The following is an 18,150-nucleotide window of genomic DNA, read 5'->3' on the forward strand; positions in this document are numbered from 1 at the left end:
GTAGCTAGCTTTTTTATTTTTTATTTTATTAGTTTACATAATTATTTTATTGTTAACTTATATTTTTTTTAGACATGTATGTTTTATTTATCTTCGATTGAGGAACATAAAAAGTAATAAAGGAGATGGATAAAATGAATGAACAAAAAATTGCTAAAAAAGTAAACGAAGTATTAGAAGGAAATCGTGTAGGAACATTAGCTACAGTTGTAAACAACAAACCCCACTCTCGCTATATGACATTCTTTAGCGATGAAGATGGTATCGCTCTTTACACACCAACAAATATCAATACACATAAGGCAGAAGAAATCGAAGCCAATCCGAACGTGCACGTACTATTGGGCTACAGCGGCGAAGGATATGGCGATCAATACTTAGAATTATCTGGTACAGCTGTTCTTCGTACTGGTGATCAATTAAAAGGACGTATATGGAACGATCACATGAAAGAATGGTTTGACGGTCCAAATGACCCTGAGTATGTTGTTCTTGAAATTACGCCGAACGAAATTCGCTTTATGAATGAAGGCGAAGAAACTCCTCAAACTGTTCAGCTATAATAAAAAAAGCGCACAGTGTGCGCTTTTTTTATTTTCCTACCGCTTCTTTCAATTGAGCTGCTTTTTCTTTTGGAGACGCTGCTAAGCTAATCGCGGTAATAATAGAAACGCCATCTGCACCTGCTTCTACTACTTGTTTGGCATTTTCAGGCGTGATCCCGCCGATTCCTACAATTGGAAAGTCAATATTCTGGTTTCGCACTTCTTCAATTAACTTTGTACCTTGCACTGCTTTTGCGTCTTTTTTTGTAGACGTAGGAAAAACAGGTCCCATTCCTACATAATCCGCCCCGTCTTTTATCGCTTGCTGCAGCTCTTGTACATTATGAACAGAGACGCCTACAATTCCTTTTCCTATTTTCTCTCGAACAATATGAGCTTTTTCATCTTCTTGTCCAATATGAACGCCATCTGCTTGTAAGCGGATCGCTAAGTCAAGATCATCATTCACAATAAAAGGAACGCTGTGCTGCTGACAAATTTGCTGAAGTTCCTTCGCCAGCTGATATTTCGCTTCTCCTGTTAGGGCACCCTCGCCTTTTTCACGGAATTGAAACACAGTAACGCCGCCTTCAATTGCTTCTTTCAACACTGCTCTCGGATCTTTTGTACAGTTATTGCTGCCCATTATAAAATAAACTTGCAGCAGCTTTTTGATTTCTTTGTTTGTCATTTTCCGGCTCCTTTTAACGTTGATGTACTCTTGCATATGATTCAATATCCTGCCCAGATAAAAGATGAAGCTGGTTTAACAGCTCAATTTGAAAGCTTCCCGGCCCTTCTTCACCTTTTTTCGCTGCGGCGATTTCACCTGCCACTCCGTAAAAACTTAAAGCAGCAACGCTTGCCTCGACATATTCTTTTTCTACAGCAGCGAAAGCTCCTATAATTGATGTCAGCAGACATCCAGTCCCCGTCACTTTCGTAAATAACGGGTGACCGTTGTCTACTGTATACGTTTTGTTTCCATCTGTGATTACATCTTGTTTACCCGTGATAACAATCACTGTATCTAATTTGTTCGCTGCTTTCTCAGCAAGTTCAATGATGTCTCCTTGCCCTTCTAATGAATCAACGCCTTTAATGAGCCATGACTCGCCTACTACATTCGCAACTTCAGCAGCGTTACCACGAATAACTGCCATATTTAATTCTTCTACAAGCTGACGTGCTACTTCTGTACGAAACGGTGTCGCTCCGGCTCCTACAGGATCGAAAATAACCGGCACGCCATTTTCATTTGCTGATTTTCCTGCTATTCTCATCGCTTCTACTTCTTGAGCCGTCAGTGTACCCATATTTAAGACAAGCGCTCCGGCGATTCGTGCCATGTCAGCCACTTCTTCTTTCGCATAAGCCATAACAGGTGAAGCTCCTAGTGCAAGCAGTCCATTTGCTGTAAAGTTGGTTACCACAACATTCGTAATATTATGAACAAGCGGACTTATGTCTCTTACTTTCTCTAATTGAGCTGAAATTTTACTAATATCCATGTTTTTTCACTCTTTTCATTTAGTTTTAACACTGCAAAAAAGACAAAAAAGCACCTTGCATGCGCAAAGTGCTTTGGTATGTACTCACATTCCCTGCGCTGGCATTATCCAACAGGTTCAAATGGTCAACAGGCGTCCCTGTACTCTCAGCCTGCCCCGCGCAAGCTCCCATACTATTCTTGTTACGTTTAAAGTTTACTATTAACCTTTTTTATTTGCAACCATTTCACTGTTTTGCCGATAAAATAAAGCTTCTCTATAGGCTGAGTGGCGCTTTAAACCTTACACCATTCCTAAAAGAATAATCAAAAGACCTCCAGTAAGCTACTGGAGGTCTTCTATTCCCTAAGAATTCTATCATTTTTCCTTATGGTTATTTCTCTTGAACCGCTTGATTTCTCACAGCTGTTTTTCTGTCCTTCCCTGCTCTTAAAGATAAAAGAAAACAAAGAAGCAGTACAAGTGCAGCTGATACGTACGGATAATTAATGTTTATATCAAAGAGAAAGCCTGCTACAACGGGGCCAATAATATTTCCAAGACTTGTATAAGCAGAATTTAGTCCGGCTACATATCCTTGGTCGTCTTGTGCCATCATCGACATTTGCGTGCTGATTGCCGGACGTAAAATATCTGTTGCTAAAAAAACGATAAATGTCACAACAATAATAAGCCAGTACGTGTGCACAAATAGCGTAAGTAAAATAAAAAGTCCCGTCATCATCAAGCAAAACGAAATCACTCTTTTTTCACCAAATTTATTTAAAATCCACCCAAAAATCGTAACCTGCACTACAGCCCCCGCAATAGAGCCAAACGTAATAACAAACGCAATATCTTTTGGCGTAAAGCTAAATTTATGATCAACAAATAGTGAAAAAATCGTTTCATAATTGGATAATCCAAACGATGTCACAAAAACAATAATTAAACTTAAAAAATAAGGTTCTTTATAAGAATTCATAAGCTGCAGTAGCAGCCGCTCTTCTTTTGGATTCTCATTGTTTGAAACAGTATGATTTTGTACAGGACGAGACTCTGGCAAAACAAGAAGCGTAATCACTGCAGCCAAGCCTCCTGCTACTGCGGCCATATAAAATGGTACACGCATGCCGTATTCAGCTAAAAAGCCGCCGATACCGGGTCCAATAATAAATCCTGTTGTAATCGCCGCCGTCACATAGCCCATTCCTTTAGCGCGTTCTTTAGCAGACGTCACGTCCGCTGTATAGGCCATAACAGCAGGCATAATGAGCGCGGCCCCAACCCCGCCTAACATTCTCGATACAAATAATAAAAGAGGTGTACTCACTGAACCAAAGAACCATTCAGACAAGGCAAAAACAATCATTCCCGCTACAATAATTTTCTTTCTCCCTAACGAATCTGATAACCGACCCGCTAAAGGTGAAAACAAAAATTGAGTCAGTGAAAACACCGCTACTAAAAGCCCCATCACGCTGCCGTTGATATGAAGCTCCGTCATATATGTTGGCATAATTGGAATAACGAGACCGATTCCTGTAAAAACAATAAAAATATTTAGCATGAGCAGCAAAATCGCCGCTCGATTTCTTAACAATAATGACATATAAACCTCCTGATTACAAAAATACTGAACGTTCGGTCTATAAAAATACAAAATAATGAGGGATTACTCATTACCGCAATAAGCATCCCCGATTATTTAAGAAGACCTTGCTATGATTCCGTTTAAAAATACATCGATTGCTGAATGGTAAAGCTTCAGGGCATTTTCCGTGTTCGTTTTTCGAGACATGCGGCTCATTCCAACAAACAGCCCTTCTAAAATCACTGCAAGCTGTTCTGCATTTTTAGGAGAAAACTCTCCTTCATCAATGCCTTTTTGCAAAAGCTCCCGGTTAAACTCCACGTGTCGTTTCACCATCTCATCAATTCGCTCTTCGATGTCGCTGCCCTTTTCCTCGTTGTTAAAAAACTCATCGGCGGCTTTCGTAAGAGGATGATTTAAATCATCTAAAATGATTTGCTCCGCAATTCCAAAAAGCTTATCTCTTGTTGTTTTGTAAAGAGACTCTCTTTCTTTCCAGTTGCGTTCCCACTCGAGATCCCATTCGTCTATTAAATAGAGAAAAAGCCCTTCTTTACTTTTAAAGTGATAATAAATATTCCCTTTACTGCTTCCCGTAGCTTCTACAATTTCCTCAATAGATGTAGCTTTATAGCCTTTTTGAGAAAACAATGCTTTAGCGGCATCTGCCACTTTTCTTTTGGTTTGTTCACTTTGAAGCTTTTTTTTATTCAAGCTATTTCCACCGCCCGGCACATTTATTATTTATACTGAACATTCGTTTTGTATTATCTGACACCTATACTACATAGGAAAATCCTTTTTGTCTAGTGAAAAAATCTAGTTTATACCTTTTTATATGAATTATGACAAAACAAAAAACAAAGAGGTTGAGACATAACTAAATCAACCGCTAGAAGCCACTGCATATATGAAACCTACGTTCACCATCACCATAAAAAAATCCGAACGAGTTGGATTCTTCATCAAAAATTTTGATTCATCGTTCGGATCTTCTTTGACTAAAATACTTTTGTTCCGGCCTCTTTTAATCAATCATTCAATTTCTTTGTCATAAATACACTGTATGGATCTTCTTTGTAGGTAGAAAACGGTTCGCACTCGTAAAACCCAAAACTGGCGTATAGCTTTCTAGCCGGTTCAAAAGCAGAAGCGGATCCTGTTTCTAAGCTTAAGCGTCGGTATCCTCGTTTTTTCGCTTCATTTATTATGTACTGCAGCAGCTCCCTAGCAATGCCTTTTCGCAAATGAGCCGCGGCTGTTCGCATCGATTTAATTTCTCCGTGATGCTCATCTAGCTCTTTTATAGCCCCGCACCCTGCTAGCTGTCTGTCTTCCCACACGCTCCAAAACGTAATATCACGGTGTTTTAAGCTTTCAATATTTAGAGCATGAATACTTTCAGGAGGTGAATGTAAGTTCATTCCTTGAAGGTGAGAACTTACTAGTTCAATAACTTCATTGTTCGTTAAGTGGTCTCTTTTTATTTTAATCATTTTCTCTTCCTTCCTGCTACTAACGGGCGGTCAACTACAAACCTACTTATGAATAAATTCACTGTCAACCTTTAAAAATCCTTTTATACACTCCCTTCTTTTTCACAGTTATTAAAATCGACTTTGCCAAGCAGATGTTTCATACATTGTTAAACGGAGGTGAAATTCGTTGAAGAAGGTTTTATTTTGTCTTGTCCCTCTTTTGTTTTTATTATCCGCCTGCTTTAGTGATCCTGTTCAAGATGATTTAATCGACTATAACAATCAAGATTTAAAAAAAGCCGCTCAGCTTGAAAAAGAAGCGATTGACGCATACGATTCTGTTACAGGCGCTAACTACACAAGTGACGCAGTGATGTATGATACGATGACGAGTGAAGTCATTCCTACCTATCGTAAATTTGTCGACGAACTCGAAAACATCGATGTAGAAACCGACGATCTTCGAAAGGTTCATGAAGGCTATATAAAGGCTGCCAATACCCAGTATAATGCTTTCATTAAAATTGTCAGCGCTTTAGAAAAGCAGGACCGCAACCTTATTGCTGAGGCAAACGCTATGCTTGATGAGGCACGAAAAGGGATACGCGATTACAATGCCGCTATTAAAAAGCTGGCTAAAGAACATGATGTAAAAATTGAAGAACTAAAAACACAGCGAGAAAACAGCCTATAGTTTTGATGCAAAAAGAAGGTCTCTAAAAATAGTAAGAGACCTTCTTTCGTATGCTGTTTCAATTTCTCCACGTTCGTTCGATAAATGAAGAAGAGTATTAGGAAATATTGCTTAACGATGCATAATAAGAGGCAATAATTTCTTCATCTGAATGCGGAATTTCGTTTCCTTTTACAAGCTGAGCGCCGTTAATACAGCCGCTTGTAAGTAAAATAATATCATTCGGCTTTCCTAAAGAAAGCGACTTTAATACTCCTTCTGTTCGAGTAGGGGCACGGTGAATATTACTTGCGCTTGGATTTGAAAAACCTGTCATTACTTGATCTACAATCACGTTCGGATCATGATGACCTGGATGATCAACAGTTACGACAATTTCATCAGTTTTTCCTTCAATGACACGCGCCATTTTAGGCATTTTATTAAAATCTCGAATGCCGATCCCTGCAATCATGACAATGAGCTGGTTATACTCCATCTTTTTTACTTCTTCTACTAAACGCGTAAGGGCAACAGGCGTATGGGCATAGTCTAAAATCACTTTTTGGTTATTAGGACCTTCTATCACTTGAAAGCGTCCTTCTGGACTTTCCAATTTAGGAAGCACGCTAATAATATCTTCAATGTGGTATTCAAAATGAAGAGCTGTACCAATGGCCGCTAGCACGTTAGCAATGTTGTAATCGCCATATACAGGCACTGCTACTTTGTATGACTGTCCTTTATAAAGTAAATCAAAGAAAGAGCCCCCTTCTTTGACAGTAATGTTTTTTGCTTGCAGAGTTGCCTCCGCATTATTTAATAAGCTATACGTGACTTTAGGTCCTTCAAATAGCCTGCTCAAGTCTTTACCCATGTCCTGATCATCTATATTAATAACGGCATGTTTTGCCTGCTGAAATAATTTCATCTTGCATTTTTTATAGTGCTCAAACGTTTTATGATACTCTAAGTGCTCTTCTGAAAGATTTGTGTGAATGGCGACATCAAAATAAATATCTTCTACTCGCTGCTGATCAATCGCAATTGAAGATACTTCCATCACTGCCGCTTCATCGCCTCGTGTATACAAATCATAAAAAATTTTATGCAAGTCTACCGATTCAGGTGTTGTAGGCGTACTTTTTTTATAAACTAACTTCTTCTTTGATGACCAAATGCCGGTCGTGCCAATCGATCCTGTCGGCAATTTTAAAAGAGTTAAAAGCGACCTTACGTAAGCTGCTACGGTTGTTTTACCATTTGTACCTGTAACGCCAATTGTCTCAATTTTTTCATCCGTATAATCAAAATACATTTTAGAAAAAGAGGCCATTACTTTGCGAACGTCATCAACAGCTAAAAACGTACAGTGAGAATACTGAGTGCTCAAAAGACGCAGCTCCTCAATGCTTGTCCCAAAGACTGCTACGGCTCCTCTAGCTATAGCTTCTTTAATATATTGATGTCCATCTTCATTTTCACCTTTTATACTAAAAAATACTGATCCGTCGTAAACCTGCTTTGAGTGATATGTCAAATGGTTGATCGTTTGAGATGCAGGCCCAAAAATATGTTTAATTGATAAGTTCATTAATGTATCAAAGTGGATGTTCATAGCTATTCCTCACAGTGTATAAATTTTATTTTTAATATGTTCTAAAATCCCTTAAATACTCTTTGAAGGATATTTTTTCTTTATTTCCATTTATAAAGAACTTTCTACAATTCAATCTTCTTATTTTGCTTTCATGTGTAGAACGAAAATAAAGAAAAGACGGATCACTATTTTTTAAAACTAAAAGTATGTAAAATATGGATGAACTGTGTATATCATACCAGCAGCAAAAGCGAAGCATTGTAGTAAAATATTCCCCCTATACGTGCAAAACGAAACCATTCTTTAAAATAAAATAATTTCATAGAGTAAGTTGAATCATGATAAATACTTGAAAGTGAGGTAAGAAAGATTACTGTATTAATCAGTGCCTTCCTTTGCAAAATAATAAAGAAAACATCATAATAAAAGGTGCGCATAACAGCGTGAATGACTCTGTTTTGAAAGGATGGACTACAGCAAATGAAGCGTTCTCTTTTAGCGATTGAACCACTTCCTCTTTTATTTTATCAACAGCCTACACTTGAATTAGCTCAGTCGCTGTTAGGATGTCTTCTTGTTCACGAAACGGCAGAAGGAACTGCCTCTGGTTTTATTGTAGAAACAGAGGCTTACAAAGGGCCTTTCGACCGAGCAGCTCATAGTTTTAATAACCGGCGCACAAAAAGGACGGAGGTCATGTTCGGTCCTCCTGGTCATGCCTATACGCATACAATGCATACACATTGTCTACTCAATGTTGTAAGCAGCGACATCGATTGTCCAGAAGGCGTCCTCATTCGAGCTATTGAGCCATTTAGCGGAAAAAATTTGATGAAAAATAGACGTCGAGGGATGGAAAATGAAATAAATTGGACAAACGGTCCTGGGAAACTAACAAAAGCACTAGGGGTTTCAATGGATTTGTACGGTCATGATTTAACCAGCCCTCCTCTTTATATTGCTCGTGGCTTCACTCCTTCAGAGATTTCCGCCGGACCTCGCGTTGGCATTGATAATTCTGGTGAAGCGAAGGATTACCCTTGGCGCTTTTGGGTTACCAATCACCCGTTTGTATCGAAGTTCAGGTGAACAAAAGACGAATTGATTTATTAACGAAAATAAAAGAAGCACCTCTTTTTAGAGATGCTTCTTTTTGCTTACGCCCACCACATTTGTGAGGGAGTTTCTTCAATTAATACACTTTGTAAGTTTGTAACCGCGCGTTTAAATCCTTCTTCAATCGACATGATTGGATCTTCATGCTCGATGCTGACTACATAATCGTATCCGTATGTGCGAAGTGCACTCATCATATCAGACCACTCTTTCACATCATGTCCGCATCCTACGGATCTAAACGTCCATGCACGCGTTTGGACTTCTCCGTATGGCTGCATATCCGTCAGGCCGTACATGTTAATATTATCCTGGTCCAAGTACGTATCCTTTGCATGGAAATGATGAATGGCATTTTCTTTTGCTAAAATTTTAATAGCTCCTACCGGATCAATTCCTTGCCACCATAAATGACTTGGATCAAGGTTAGCGCCAATCGCTGGACTTGTTTTTTCGCGAAGCTTTAGCAGCGTATACGGAGTATGAACTAAAAATCCGCCGTGAAGTTCTAAACCAATTTTCACGTTATGCTCCTCCGCTAGTTCTCCAATTTCTTTCCAATAAGGAACAAGCTTATTTTCCCACTGCCAATTCAAGACGTCTCCATACTCGTTAGGCCAAGGAGTAACAGGCCAGTTTGGGTACTTCGCTTCTTCGTGATCTCCTGCTGTTCCAGAAAAGCAGTTAACCACTGGAACACCTACTAATGATGCTAGTTGGATGGTCTTGCGAAGCGTTTCGTCAGATTCTTTTGCAAAACTTGCCTCAGGTGAAATAGGATTGCCGTGGCAGCTAAATGCACTGATTGTAAGTCCGCGGTCTTTTATCTGCTTCATATAGGCTTCTCTTTTTTGTTCATCTTCAAGCAGCTCATCTAACGGACAATGACTGTTTCCCGGATAGCCCCCCGTTCCGATTTCAACAGCATGAAGACCTGCTGCTTTTACTTTATCTAACATCTCTTCAAAAGAAAGATCCGCAAATAAGACCGTGAATACTCCAAGTTTCATTTTAATTTCCCCCTGTGCGATATATTTCGTCAATAATAGCTGAGACTTGAAGCGCTTCTTGTGGCTTTACCACTAATTCAGCATTTCCTTTACACGCTTCAACGAAATTTTTAGCCTGACTTAGGCTGTAATCATCTTCTCCATCTATCCACGGTGACGTACTGTTCATGAGCATACCGTTTTTAGACGTGTATAGTTCAAACGGAAACACGCTTAAACCGCCATCTACCCCTGATATGCTTACGTGCTCTTCATCATCTTCGATATTAGCAGCCCAAGAAGTTTCTAAAAGAAGCGACGCTCCATTTTCAAATTTAATATAGGCCGTTACATGATCATCCACGCTGAATGCTTCATGATCAAATGCTCCCCATTGATTTAATTGGTTAGGCGTTTTACTCAGGTCATTATATGTACTTCCCAGCACTTCAGTATGCTTTGGGTTTCCCATCAGCCAAAGCGTTAAATCAAGCAAATGGCAGCCGTAATCAATTAAGCTGCCTCCTCCTTGAAGATCTTTGTTCGTAAATACCCCCCAACCGGGAACCTTTCGGCGACGCATTGCTCTGACACGTGCAACTAATGGGCGCCCTACCTCTGTCATCATTTTTTTCGCTGCCTGCGCTTCTTTCATGAATCGGTAATGATACGCAATCGCTAACTGCTTACCTGATTCTCTAGCAGCAGCAAGCATTTCTTCACCTTGCTCTTTAGACATCGCCATTGGCTTTTCACATAGGACGTGAACGCCTGCTTTTAGCGCTTCTACTGCAAACTCGGCGTGAAATTTATTCGGTGTACAAATACATACAGCATCCACTTCTTTAAACATATCTTTGTAATCAACAAATACGTGAGGGATATTATGCTCATTGGCTACCTCTGTGGCTCTTTCACTATTAATATCGCTAAGCCCCCAAATCACACATTCATCACCCAGTTGTTTGAATGCCGGGATATGCCTGCTTACAGCAATCCCTCCTGCTCCGATTATGCCAATTCTCACGTTTTTCACCTCTTACACGCGCGTAATTTGTTTCGTTTGACTTGATTTTAAAGCTGCTAAAATAACAGCAAGTGATTTTAATCCTTCTTCACCAGGAACAGGAGATTCTTTATCTTCTGCAACTGCATCTACAAATTGTTCAATGACGTGAGAATTACCTTGGCCGCCTTCATCGTTCGATTGAATTTTTCCTAATTCATAGTTCACGACTTCACCCGTTGCATATTGTGCAACTAATGAATACGTCGGGTCGTCCTCCAAACGAAGAATCCCTTTCTCTCCGTAAACAATCGTGGAGTTATCTTCTTTTCCATTGTAAGCCCAGCTTGCCGCAAGCGTACCGATAATCCCACTTTCCGTTTTTAATACGCACACAGCATTGTCGTCTACATTTGCAAAGTCTTTTGCATTGCTTTCTACAAATGCACCGACTTCTACAATTTCTTCATTCAATATGTAGCGGAGCATATCGGTTTTATGAACGCCTAAATCACCCATAGCCCCAATAAACGCTTCGTCTTTTTTGAAGAACCAGCTGTCTTTTCCGTCCACGCTCCAACCTTCAGGGCCACCGTGGCCAAAAGCCGTACGGAAACTATAAATTTTACCGATTTCCCCTTTTTCAATAAGTTCACGAGCTTTTTGATGAGAAGCTACAAAGCGCTGATTATGTCCGATCATTAGTTTTTTACCGTTTGTTTTTGCTGCTTCAATCATTGCTTTCGCTTCTTCTTCTGATGTTGCCATCGGCTTTTCACACAGGACATGAACTCCGCTGTTTAACGCTGCAACCGAAATAGGCGCATGAAGATAGTTGGGCGTACATACGCTCACTGCTTCTACTATACCGCTTGCTAAAAGTTCTTCATAGTTTGTGTAAGCTTTTACACCGTACTGCTGTGCTACGCTGTTTGCACGTTCTGTGTTTATATCGCAAACGGCTACTAATTCTACTTGTTCATTCATCTTATATTCTGGTAAGTGACGGTGTTGCGCAATGCTTCCGCACCCAATAACGCCAATTTTTACTTTTGCCATCTTTCCTATCCCCTTTGCTTAAGCATTATTAATTAGTTTTTAACAGCGATTGATTCAAGCGGTTGCGCATTGCCGTAAACCGGACGTTTTCTCTCTGCTGGCTTCGCCCATTTAATCGCATTCATAATGACACGCTGAATGTCTTTGTTATGGTATGTTGGATATGTTTCATGTCCAGGTCTGAAATAAAATACTTTTCCGTTTCCGCGTTTGTACGTGCAGCCGCTTCTGAAAATTTCTCCGCCTTCAAACCAGCTCGTGAAAATCAGTTCATCAGGTGCTGGAATATCAAAGTGCTCTCCATACATTTCTTCGCGCTCAAGCTCGATAAATTCACCAATACCTTCCACAATCGGATGACTTGGTTCTACTACCCACAAGCGCTCTTTTTCATCTGCTTCACGCCATTTTAAGTCGCAGCTTGTGCCCATTAACGTTTTGAAAATTTTAGAAAAGTGACCTGAGTGTAAGACAATAAGCCCCATACCGTCTAGCACGCGCTGCTTTACTTTCTCAACGATCTCATCTTTTACTTCGTCATGTGCTAAATGACCCCACCATACTAAAACATCCGTTTGATTTAATACTTCTTCAGTCAACCCGTGTTCTACTTCTTCTAATGTTGCGGTGTGCGTACGAAATCCTCCTTCTTCTAAAAAAGAAGCGATGGCACCGTGAATGCCTTCAGGGTAAATTTCTCTTACCACCGGATTTTTCTGTTCATGACGATTTTCATTCCATACTGTAACATTAATCATTTTCATATCCCCTTTTTTTGTGAATGCTAACTTATATCCCCTTTTTTTATAAATGCTAAACTTTGGTTAACCGGTTAACTTACTGTGATTCACCCGCGCTTAGCAGTCGAATCTCGAATAATAAGTTCAACCGATAATTTCACATGCTGCAGCGTGCTGAAACGGTGTTCAATTGCTTGAATAACAGACGTCGCGGCGACGACTCCTTTGTTAAATACATCTTGACGGATGGTTGTTAGACTTGGAGATGCATAGCTGCTAAACGTTATGTCATCAAACCCTACGATTGAGTAGTCCTGCGGAATTTTTTTCCCCTTTTCTTGCAGTGCTTTCATAATTCCAAGCGCCAGCGTATCAGAGGATGCAAAAACCGCACGAATATCCTTATGATCTTGCAGCAGCTTGTTCCCTAATTTGTAACCGTTATCAAAGGAACTTTCGTTCACTTCAAAAACAAACGTCTTTGATGGTGTAATGCCTGCTTCTTTTAATGCTTTCTCGTAGCCTATATACCTCTTTTTATCCACTGGACTATTGACGAGGTGATGAGCAACAAAGGCAATTTCTTTGTGCCCCAAATTCACTAAATGTGTTGTAGCTAGATATCCTCCATGCTCATCGTCTACAGAAATATGATGATAATCACGTTCATACTTTTCATATGTATCTACTAGCACAATCGGATTCGATAACGCTTTCATTTTCTCATACAATCGATGAGGGAAGGCTCCTAAAAACAGAAGACCATCAATATTTCTCGTTCGAATCCATTTTAGGCAATCAGCTGGGCTACTCGCTCCAGATATGACTAGATCATAACCATGCTTGCGGATTACATATTCAATTCCACTAATCATTTCGCTGTAATAATGGTTATCTTTAAATATAGTAGAAAGTGAATCATCTGTAAGCGGGAACATAACGCCAATCATATTTGACTTTTGTTTCGAGAGACTAACGGCGGTTAAATTTGGTTCGTAGTTTAATTCTTTTACCGCTGTTAAGATTCGCTCTTTTGTTTCATCGGATACTTTGTTAATTCCGTTTAAGACGTAAGATACTGAAGCTGCAGACACCCCTGCATGCTTCGCTACATCACGAATCGTTATCTTTTCTCCCATAAAATCTCTCCAGTTAAACGGTTAACTATTTACTCGTTCATTATAATTCACTCCTTTATTATCAGTCAACGTATTTTTCAAATTATCTGTTAACTATTATAATATCTTCCTAGATTGGCATGTTTTAAGCAGTGACAAGATGTATTGACACCTGTTAATCTTTGAAACGTACATATAAAGTTCGGTGCACAGCACGCACCGATCCGTGATAAAAGGGGCGTTCAAAAGGATTTTAGGAGGTACTTACTTTATGTTTAAGAAACTAGCAATTATTGGAGCACTGGCAGTTCCTATGTTCGGCATGAGTCACGGGGCAAATGCCGCTGAAACAACTCATCGCGTAAAAGCCGGAGAGACTCTTTACAAGATTGGCGCTGAATACGGCGTTACGGTTAAACAGTTAAAAGAAGCGAATCACAAATCTACGGACTCTATTAATGCAAATGAAACACTAACAATCCCTAACTCTATTAGCGAAAGTGATAAAGAATTGTTAGCTCGCCTTGTACAAGCTGAAGCAAAAGGCGAACCTTACGCTGGCAAAGTGGCTGTAGCAACAGTTGTCTTAAATCGCGTGGATAGCGATTCTTTCCCAAACTCTATTCATGATGTCATTTATCAAGGTACACAGTTTACACCTGTACAAAACGGTGAAATTAATAAAGCAGCGGATGCTGAAGCAAAAAAAGCTGTAAATGAAGCACTAGCTTTTAGAGGTCAAGGAAAAGGTTCATTATTCTTCTTTAATCCAGATAAAACAAGCGACCAATGGCTTCGTCAAAAACAGGTTACGATTACGATCGGAAATCACGTTTTTGCAAAATAAACAAAAAAAGCACTCAGATGAGTGCTTTTTTTTAATATGCAACAAGTAAGCTTAATAGAACAGCTATAATAATAATAGGCAATACGTATTTAACTAGAAAGAACCATGCGTTGAATAATTTAACACCTTTTGTACTTCCTGAAATAAACTCTTCATACACGGCTTCTTTTTTCATTTTAAATGTCACAAAAATCGCAATGGCTAAACTTCCAAGAGGCAGCATTAAGTTGCTCACAAAAAAGTCAGCTACGTCAAATATACTTCTGCCAAAAAGTGAAACATGTTTTAGTACACCAAACGAAAGCGCTGATGGGATACCTACCACAAACACAAGAATCCCTGATAAAGAAGCGTAGCGAGTTCGTTTTGTCTGATCGTCTTTGGTTAAAGCAGCTACGATAATTTCCAGAAGTGAAAAAGCAGACGTAAGCGTAGCAAATAGAAATAAAATTAAAAACAGTGCTAAAAAGACGGTACCAAACGGCATTTTCTCAAATACTGTTGGCAAGACCACAAACAAAAGTCCAGGTCCTTCAGTTGGCTTTAATCCAAACGAAAAAACGGCTGGAAAAATAGCCAAGCCCGCCAGCAGCGAAACAAACAAGTTCAAAATAGCAATAGTGCCAGCTGAACGCGTCAAGCTTACTTTTTTCCCTAAATAAGAGCTATATGTCACCATGCAGGATAATCCCACGCAAAGCGAGAAAAACGACTGACCGAGCGCATAGAGAACAGATGACCCTGTAATGGCTGAAAAATCCGGTTTTAAAAAGAACTTTACTCCGTCCATTGCTCCGTCTAATGTTAGAGAACGCACCACGATAATGATAAAACAAATAAATAACAGCGGCATCATGTATTTATTAGCACGCTCTATTCCTTTTTGTACGCCTTTTGAAATAACAAACACTGTAATTAATAAAAACAGCGCCTGTGCACCTAATACTACATAAGGTTGGCTAATGACGGCATTGAACAACGCGCCGTACTCTTTTCCGCTTAGCATACCGGTTACACTCATAATCGTATATAAAATCACCCAGCCGCCAACGACGCTGTAAAAGGAAAGCAAAACGACACAGCTTAGTACTCCCAGCCTGCCAATCCATACCCAAGCGGATTTTGGAGCAATTGCCTTATAAGCACTAATCGCTTCTTTTCCCGTATGTCTTCCAATGATAAATTCTGCCAACAGAAGCGGCAATCCAATAAAAATCGTAAATAAAATAAACAACGCAAAAAATGCTCCACCGCCACTGGTTCCCGTTACGTATGGAAACTTCCATATCGCTCCTAGACCAATTGCTGCCCCAGCAGATGCTAAAATAAAACCGAGGCGTGAAGACCACTGATTTCCTTTACTCATATAATGTTACTCTCTCCTCTTCTAAACTCAAAACTCACCTGATTAGTACTGTACCATAAATGCAGAAGAAAATCATTCCCGTTTTACTTTTTTCTATAAAACGATATCTATATAGAATAGAAAAAATGAAGAAGCAGCTGCTTCTTCATTTTAAGGTCGGTGTTTCTATTCAAAATTTATTCTCTGTACGATGATTCATCTCCACGGTAGGCTTCTTGATTTGAAATTTCTTCAATATGCATATGCCCTTCTCTCTCTAAACGAAGGACCGTACGCTCTGCATCTTCATAGCTCTCGCACGTCACTTGTTTATATTCCATATCATCTTTATCTGTGTAAGCGACTAAATATGTTTCCATTTTAACTCCTCCTATATAACCTGTATGTAACGTATGTTGCCTTTTTCGTTTATTTCTAAACATATAGGCTCCAAACATAAAGCCTAGCATACTATAATAGCGGAACTTCAATTTAAAAAAGTTGAATTTTTCATTATGCACCGATGCAACATGGAGGTTACACTTATGACATTTATTTTATCATTCGTACCAATTGTTGTTCCTTTTGGTATTTTAATTAGCTTAATTGCTTTTACAGCTGCTTTTTTACAATCAAAAGAGCATCATAAAAAGCTCTAGCTTACAAAAGCTAGAGCTTCTTTTTAAAAACGTCTATAGCGTTTAATCAGTCCCACAATAATGGCAATTGCTAATAAAACAATCGAAATAATGACAGTCATGACAATTGGCTGATTTCCACTTTGCTTCACTGCAATGGCAATATAAGCCCAAATAAAAACAAGCGGATAAACAGCGTCTCGGTTTTTTAATGTAAACATGATGCCCAGCACAGCTCCTACCAGCAGCATAATAATCGTCCATGCTAACTCGTTTAAGCCAAGCAAGTGCTGTATTCCATTTGCTTGAAATACGACAAACACATTGACAATAGTCGCAACAGAAATCCATCCAAGATAAAGCGAAATTGGCAGACGCATAAACCATGTCGTCATTCGAGAATGCTGAATAATGGAATACACAATCATTAATGTGCCTAGAATAAAGAGCATAACTAAAAGGGATAACTTATAGTAATCGTTTTGGAAAATAAAGATCCACGCACTATTTAACAAACAGTTTAGAAAAAACCAAATGCCGATACGTGCATATATTTCCTTTTGATCTTCTCTTGCAAAAAATTGGCGTATAACCCAAATGGTTAATAATAAATAAATAACGCCCCAGATAGCAAAGGCATAACCAGCTGGTGTAAACAACGTAGGAACTTGCGCAGAAGCTTCTCCCGTTGTTTTGCCTCCTATTGGAATAGCATTTGCTAAATAATTCACAAGCAGTGTAATAGCCAAGCCTACTGTATTTAATACAGCATACAAACGAAATTTCGCCATTTTGTTCTCTCCTTTCTTCTATTTATATGGGAGTGTTTCGGAGACGAAAACGGCTCTTCCCTTCATTAATACCTCTTCTTCCCTAAAAATATGCATTTTTAAACAAAAATGATTAAAAATAGCTTTAAGAAATTTCCTCTTTAAGAAAGAAAAGCGGTTAGCACACAATTTCCCATAACGCTTTCTATTTTTCAGAATATATGGTAAGTTAAACTTAGATTAATAGGAAGTCCACTAGGGGTGCCACCGGCTGAGACAAGTTTTCTTGATCCCTTTGAACCTGATCTGGCTCATACCAGCGTAGGAAAGTGGCAATGTTCAGTTTTTTACTGTCCTTTGCCACTCCGTTTATAAACGGAGTGTTTTTTATTTCCTTTATGTGCTTGTTTGTGACTTCCTCATATTAAAGGAGGATTTTGATGTCATTTTCATCTCAATTAAGACAAGAAGCAAACTATATTTACGAAGCCATTTTTAACCATCCTTTTATTAAAGGAATTGCTGAAGGAAACGTGCCAAAAGAAGCGCTTATTCACTACGTTTCTCAAGATTACGAATACTTAACAGCATTTGTTCGCATTTACGGCGCTGCTTTAACAAAATGCCGCACGCGTACCGAAATGGAAGCCTTTAATGCCGGCATTTCTACGGTATTACATAGTGAAGTACACCCTCACAATAATTTTTGTGAAGTAGCAGGCGTACGTTATGAAGACCTTCACACTGAGACGCTTTCACCGACGGCCAGCCACTACATTAACCATATGACAAGTGTTGCGCATACAGGCAGCTTAGCAGAAATCATTGCAGTGCTTCTTCCATGTCCATGGACGTACGTTGAAATTGGCCAGCGCATTACAGAACAAGTAAATCCATCTCCTTCTCATCCTTTTTATGAATGGATTCAGTTTTATAATAATGAAGAAATGAATGGCACAACACAATGGTTTTGTAACAAGCTTGATGAACTCGCCGAACAAGCGACTGAAGAAGAACGTAACCGTATGAAAGATCATTTCATCAAAAGCTGTGAACTGGAGTATTTATTTTGGGAAATGGCATATACCCAAGAAAAATGGCCGCTTTCTCAGCTTTCCCTTTCAAAATAACGAAAAAGCCTC

19 protein-coding genes and 2 riboswitches are annotated in these 18,150 nt (G+C 39.2%); of the genes, 5 read left to right on the forward strand and 14 right to left on the reverse strand.

All coding sequences use genetic code 11. The annotated features are described in order from the left end of the window. Positions 1-134: 134 nt before the first annotated feature. Positions 135-563 carry a pyridoxamine 5'-phosphate oxidase family protein gene (locus ACFX40_RS15465; protein ID WP_013082985.1) on the forward strand — a complete coding sequence of 143 codons (429 nt, stop codon included), beginning with the start codon at positions 135-137 and terminating at the stop codon, positions 561-563. 28 nt (positions 564-591) lie between these two features. Here the strand turns inward: ACFX40_RS15465 and thiE are convergent, their stop codons facing one another. From thiE to ACFX40_RS15490, 5 genes are all read right to left on the reverse strand, one after another. Next, the gene (gene thiE / locus ACFX40_RS15470; protein ID WP_098249826.1) at positions 592-1,236 is read right to left on the reverse strand and encodes a thiamine phosphate synthase; all 645 of its coding nucleotides are present in this window, start codon (positions 1,234-1,236) and stop codon (positions 592-594) included. A 13-nt stretch (positions 1,237-1,249) separates the two neighbouring features. After that, positions 1,250-2,056: a hydroxyethylthiazole kinase gene (gene thiM / locus ACFX40_RS15475; protein ID WP_377255490.1), complete on the reverse strand. Its 807-nt coding sequence runs from the start codon at positions 2,054-2,056 to the stop codon at positions 1,250-1,252. Positions 2,057-2,129: 73 nt separating this feature from the next. Continuing rightward, positions 2,130-2,238, reverse strand: a riboswitch (TPP riboswitch). A 191-nt stretch (positions 2,239-2,429) separates the two neighbouring features. Continuing rightward, a complete protein-coding gene (locus tag ACFX40_RS15480; RefSeq protein WP_028408684.1) occupies positions 2,430-3,647 on the reverse strand; it encodes an MFS transporter in 1,218 nt (405 codons plus the stop codon). 96 nt (positions 3,648-3,743) lie between these two features. Beyond that, on the reverse strand, positions 3,744-4,343 hold the full coding sequence (locus ACFX40_RS15485) for a TetR/AcrR family transcriptional regulator (protein ID WP_028408685.1): 600 nt from the start codon (positions 4,341-4,343) through the stop codon (positions 3,744-3,746). 317 nt (positions 4,344-4,660) lie between these two features. Beyond that, complete coding sequence (locus tag ACFX40_RS15490) at positions 4,661-5,125, reverse strand: GNAT family N-acetyltransferase (protein WP_060745754.1); 465 nt, start codon at positions 5,123-5,125, stop codon at positions 4,661-4,663. Between the two features lie 169 nt (positions 5,126-5,294). Between ACFX40_RS15490 and ACFX40_RS15495 the strand changes: the two genes are divergently transcribed. Beyond that, positions 5,295-5,801 (forward strand): hypothetical protein, encoded by a 507-nt coding sequence (locus ACFX40_RS15495; RefSeq protein WP_098249829.1) that lies wholly within the window; start codon positions 5,295-5,297, stop codon positions 5,799-5,801. A gap of 97 nt (positions 5,802-5,898) precedes the next feature. Here ACFX40_RS15495 and ACFX40_RS15500 read toward each other — a convergent pair whose 3' ends face one another. Then, on the reverse strand, positions 5,899-7,398 hold the full coding sequence (locus tag ACFX40_RS15500) for a UDP-N-acetylmuramoyl-L-alanyl-D-glutamate--2,6-diaminopimelate ligase (RefSeq protein ID WP_098249830.1): 1,500 nt from the start codon (positions 7,396-7,398) through the stop codon (positions 5,899-5,901). Between the two features lie 462 nt (positions 7,399-7,860). Between ACFX40_RS15500 and ACFX40_RS15505 the strand changes: the two genes are divergently transcribed. Then, the gene (locus tag ACFX40_RS15505; RefSeq protein ID WP_336116948.1) at positions 7,861-8,469 is read left to right on the forward strand and encodes a DNA-3-methyladenine glycosylase; all 609 of its coding nucleotides are present in this window, start codon (positions 7,861-7,863) and stop codon (positions 8,467-8,469) included. Positions 8,470-8,537: 68 nt separating this feature from the next. Here the strand turns inward: ACFX40_RS15505 and ACFX40_RS15510 are convergent, their stop codons facing one another. From ACFX40_RS15510 to ACFX40_RS15530, 5 genes are all read right to left on the reverse strand, one after another. Then, positions 8,538-9,506 carry a sugar phosphate isomerase/epimerase family protein gene (locus ACFX40_RS15510; protein WP_028408689.1) on the reverse strand — a complete coding sequence of 323 codons (969 nt, stop codon included), beginning with the start codon at positions 9,504-9,506 and terminating at the stop codon, positions 8,538-8,540. Between the two features lies 1 nt (position 9,507). After that, positions 9,508-10,512, reverse strand: a complete 1,005-nt coding sequence (locus tag ACFX40_RS15515; protein ID WP_034275886.1) for a Gfo/Idh/MocA family protein — start codon at positions 10,510-10,512, stop codon at positions 9,508-9,510. A 12-nt stretch (positions 10,513-10,524) separates the two neighbouring features. After that, the gene (locus tag ACFX40_RS15520; RefSeq protein ID WP_098579599.1) at positions 10,525-11,550 is read right to left on the reverse strand and encodes a Gfo/Idh/MocA family protein; all 1,026 of its coding nucleotides are present in this window, start codon (positions 11,548-11,550) and stop codon (positions 10,525-10,527) included. 32 nt (positions 11,551-11,582) lie between these two features. Then, positions 11,583-12,308, reverse strand: coding sequence for a ThuA domain-containing protein (locus tag ACFX40_RS15525; RefSeq protein ID WP_060745759.1), 726 nt, complete (start codon positions 12,306-12,308; stop codon positions 11,583-11,585). An 89-nt stretch (positions 12,309-12,397) separates the two neighbouring features. Further along, positions 12,398-13,429: a LacI family DNA-binding transcriptional regulator gene (locus tag ACFX40_RS15530; RefSeq protein ID WP_060745760.1), complete on the reverse strand. Its 1,032-nt coding sequence runs from the start codon at positions 13,427-13,429 to the stop codon at positions 12,398-12,400. Positions 13,430-13,679: 250 nt separating this feature from the next. Here ACFX40_RS15530 and ACFX40_RS15535 point away from each other — a divergent pair, with 250 nt between their 5' ends. Next, a complete protein-coding gene (locus tag ACFX40_RS15535; protein ID WP_028408694.1) occupies positions 13,680-14,255 on the forward strand; it encodes a cell wall hydrolase in 576 nt (191 codons plus the stop codon). Between the two features lie 31 nt (positions 14,256-14,286). Here the strand turns inward: ACFX40_RS15535 and ACFX40_RS15540 are convergent, their stop codons facing one another. The 3 genes from ACFX40_RS15540 to ACFX40_RS15550 form a co-directional block, all read right to left on the reverse strand. Continuing rightward, a complete protein-coding gene (locus ACFX40_RS15540) occupies positions 14,287-15,621 on the reverse strand; it encodes a sodium-dependent transporter (protein WP_098249835.1) in 1,335 nt (444 codons plus the stop codon). Positions 15,622-15,797: 176 nt separating this feature from the next. Further along, positions 15,798-15,980, reverse strand: a complete 183-nt coding sequence (locus tag ACFX40_RS15545) for a hypothetical protein (protein WP_013056847.1) — start codon at positions 15,978-15,980, stop codon at positions 15,798-15,800. Between the two features lie 302 nt (positions 15,981-16,282). Then, positions 16,283-17,029, reverse strand: a complete 747-nt coding sequence (locus tag ACFX40_RS15550; RefSeq protein WP_060745764.1) for a TspO/MBR family protein — start codon at positions 17,027-17,029, stop codon at positions 16,283-16,285. A gap of 226 nt (positions 17,030-17,255) precedes the next feature. Beyond that, positions 17,256-17,353: riboswitch (TPP riboswitch) on the forward strand. A gap of 95 nt (positions 17,354-17,448) precedes the next feature. Between ACFX40_RS15550 and tenA the strand changes: the two genes are divergently transcribed. After that, on the forward strand, positions 17,449-18,138 hold the full coding sequence (tenA, locus tag ACFX40_RS15555) for a thiaminase II (RefSeq protein WP_013056845.1): 690 nt from the start codon (positions 17,449-17,451) through the stop codon (positions 18,136-18,138). Positions 18,139-18,150 lie beyond the last annotated feature (12 nt).

It is taken from the genome of Priestia sp. YIM B13552, from assembly GCF_042787775.1.
Classification (GTDB): domain Bacteria; phylum Bacillota; class Bacilli; order Bacillales; family Bacillaceae_H; genus Priestia; species Priestia megaterium_E.

Bases quoted from the DNA above. Each gene is read 5' to 3' on its own strand.
- ACFX40_RS15480 (WP_028408684.1), bottom strand. From the start codon at position 3,647: ATGTCATTATTGTTAAGAAATCGAGCGGCGATTTTGCTGCTCATGCTA.
- ACFX40_RS15550 (WP_060745764.1), bottom strand. From the start codon at position 17,029: ATGGCGAAATTTCGTTTGTATGCTGTATTAAATACAGTAGGCTTGGCT.
- ACFX40_RS15540 (WP_098249835.1), bottom strand. From the start codon at position 15,621: ATGAGTAAAGGAAATCAGTGGTCTTCACGCCTCGGTTTTATTTTAGCA.
- ACFX40_RS15520 (WP_098579599.1), bottom strand. From the start codon at position 11,550: ATGGCAAAAGTAAAAATTGGCGTTATTGGGTGCGGAAGCATTGCGCAA.
- ACFX40_RS15535 (WP_028408694.1), top strand. From the start codon at position 13,680: ATGTTTAAGAAACTAGCAATTATTGGAGCACTGGCAGTTCCTATGTTC.
- ACFX40_RS15465 (WP_013082985.1), top strand. From the start codon at position 135: ATGAATGAACAAAAAATTGCTAAAAAAGTAAACGAAGTATTAGAAGGA.
- thiE (WP_098249826.1), bottom strand. From the start codon at position 1,236: ATGACAAACAAAGAAATCAAAAAGCTGCTGCAAGTTTATTTTATAATG.
- ACFX40_RS15510 (WP_028408689.1), bottom strand. From the start codon at position 9,506: ATGAAACTTGGAGTATTCACGGTCTTATTTGCGGATCTTTCTTTTGAA.
- ACFX40_RS15500 (WP_098249830.1), bottom strand. From the start codon at position 7,398: ATGAACATCCACTTTGATACATTAATGAACTTATCAATTAAACATATT.
- ACFX40_RS15505 (WP_336116948.1), top strand. From the start codon at position 7,861: ATGAAGCGTTCTCTTTTAGCGATTGAACCACTTCCTCTTTTATTTTAT.
- ACFX40_RS15530 (WP_060745760.1), bottom strand. From the start codon at position 13,429: ATGGGAGAAAAGATAACGATTCGTGATGTAGCGAAGCATGCAGGGGTG.
- tenA (WP_013056845.1), top strand. From the start codon at position 17,449: ATGTCATTTTCATCTCAATTAAGACAAGAAGCAAACTATATTTACGAA.
- ACFX40_RS15490 (WP_060745754.1), bottom strand. From the start codon at position 5,125: ATGATTAAAATAAAAAGAGACCACTTAACGAACAATGAAGTTATTGAA.
- ACFX40_RS15525 (WP_060745759.1), bottom strand. From the start codon at position 12,308: ATGATTAATGTTACAGTATGGAATGAAAATCGTCATGAACAGAAAAAT.
- thiM (WP_377255490.1), bottom strand. From the start codon at position 2,056: ATGGATATTAGTAAAATTTCAGCTCAATTAGAGAAAGTAAGAGACATA.
- ACFX40_RS15545 (WP_013056847.1), bottom strand. From the start codon at position 15,980: ATGGAAACATATTTAGTCGCTTACACAGATAAAGATGATATGGAATAT.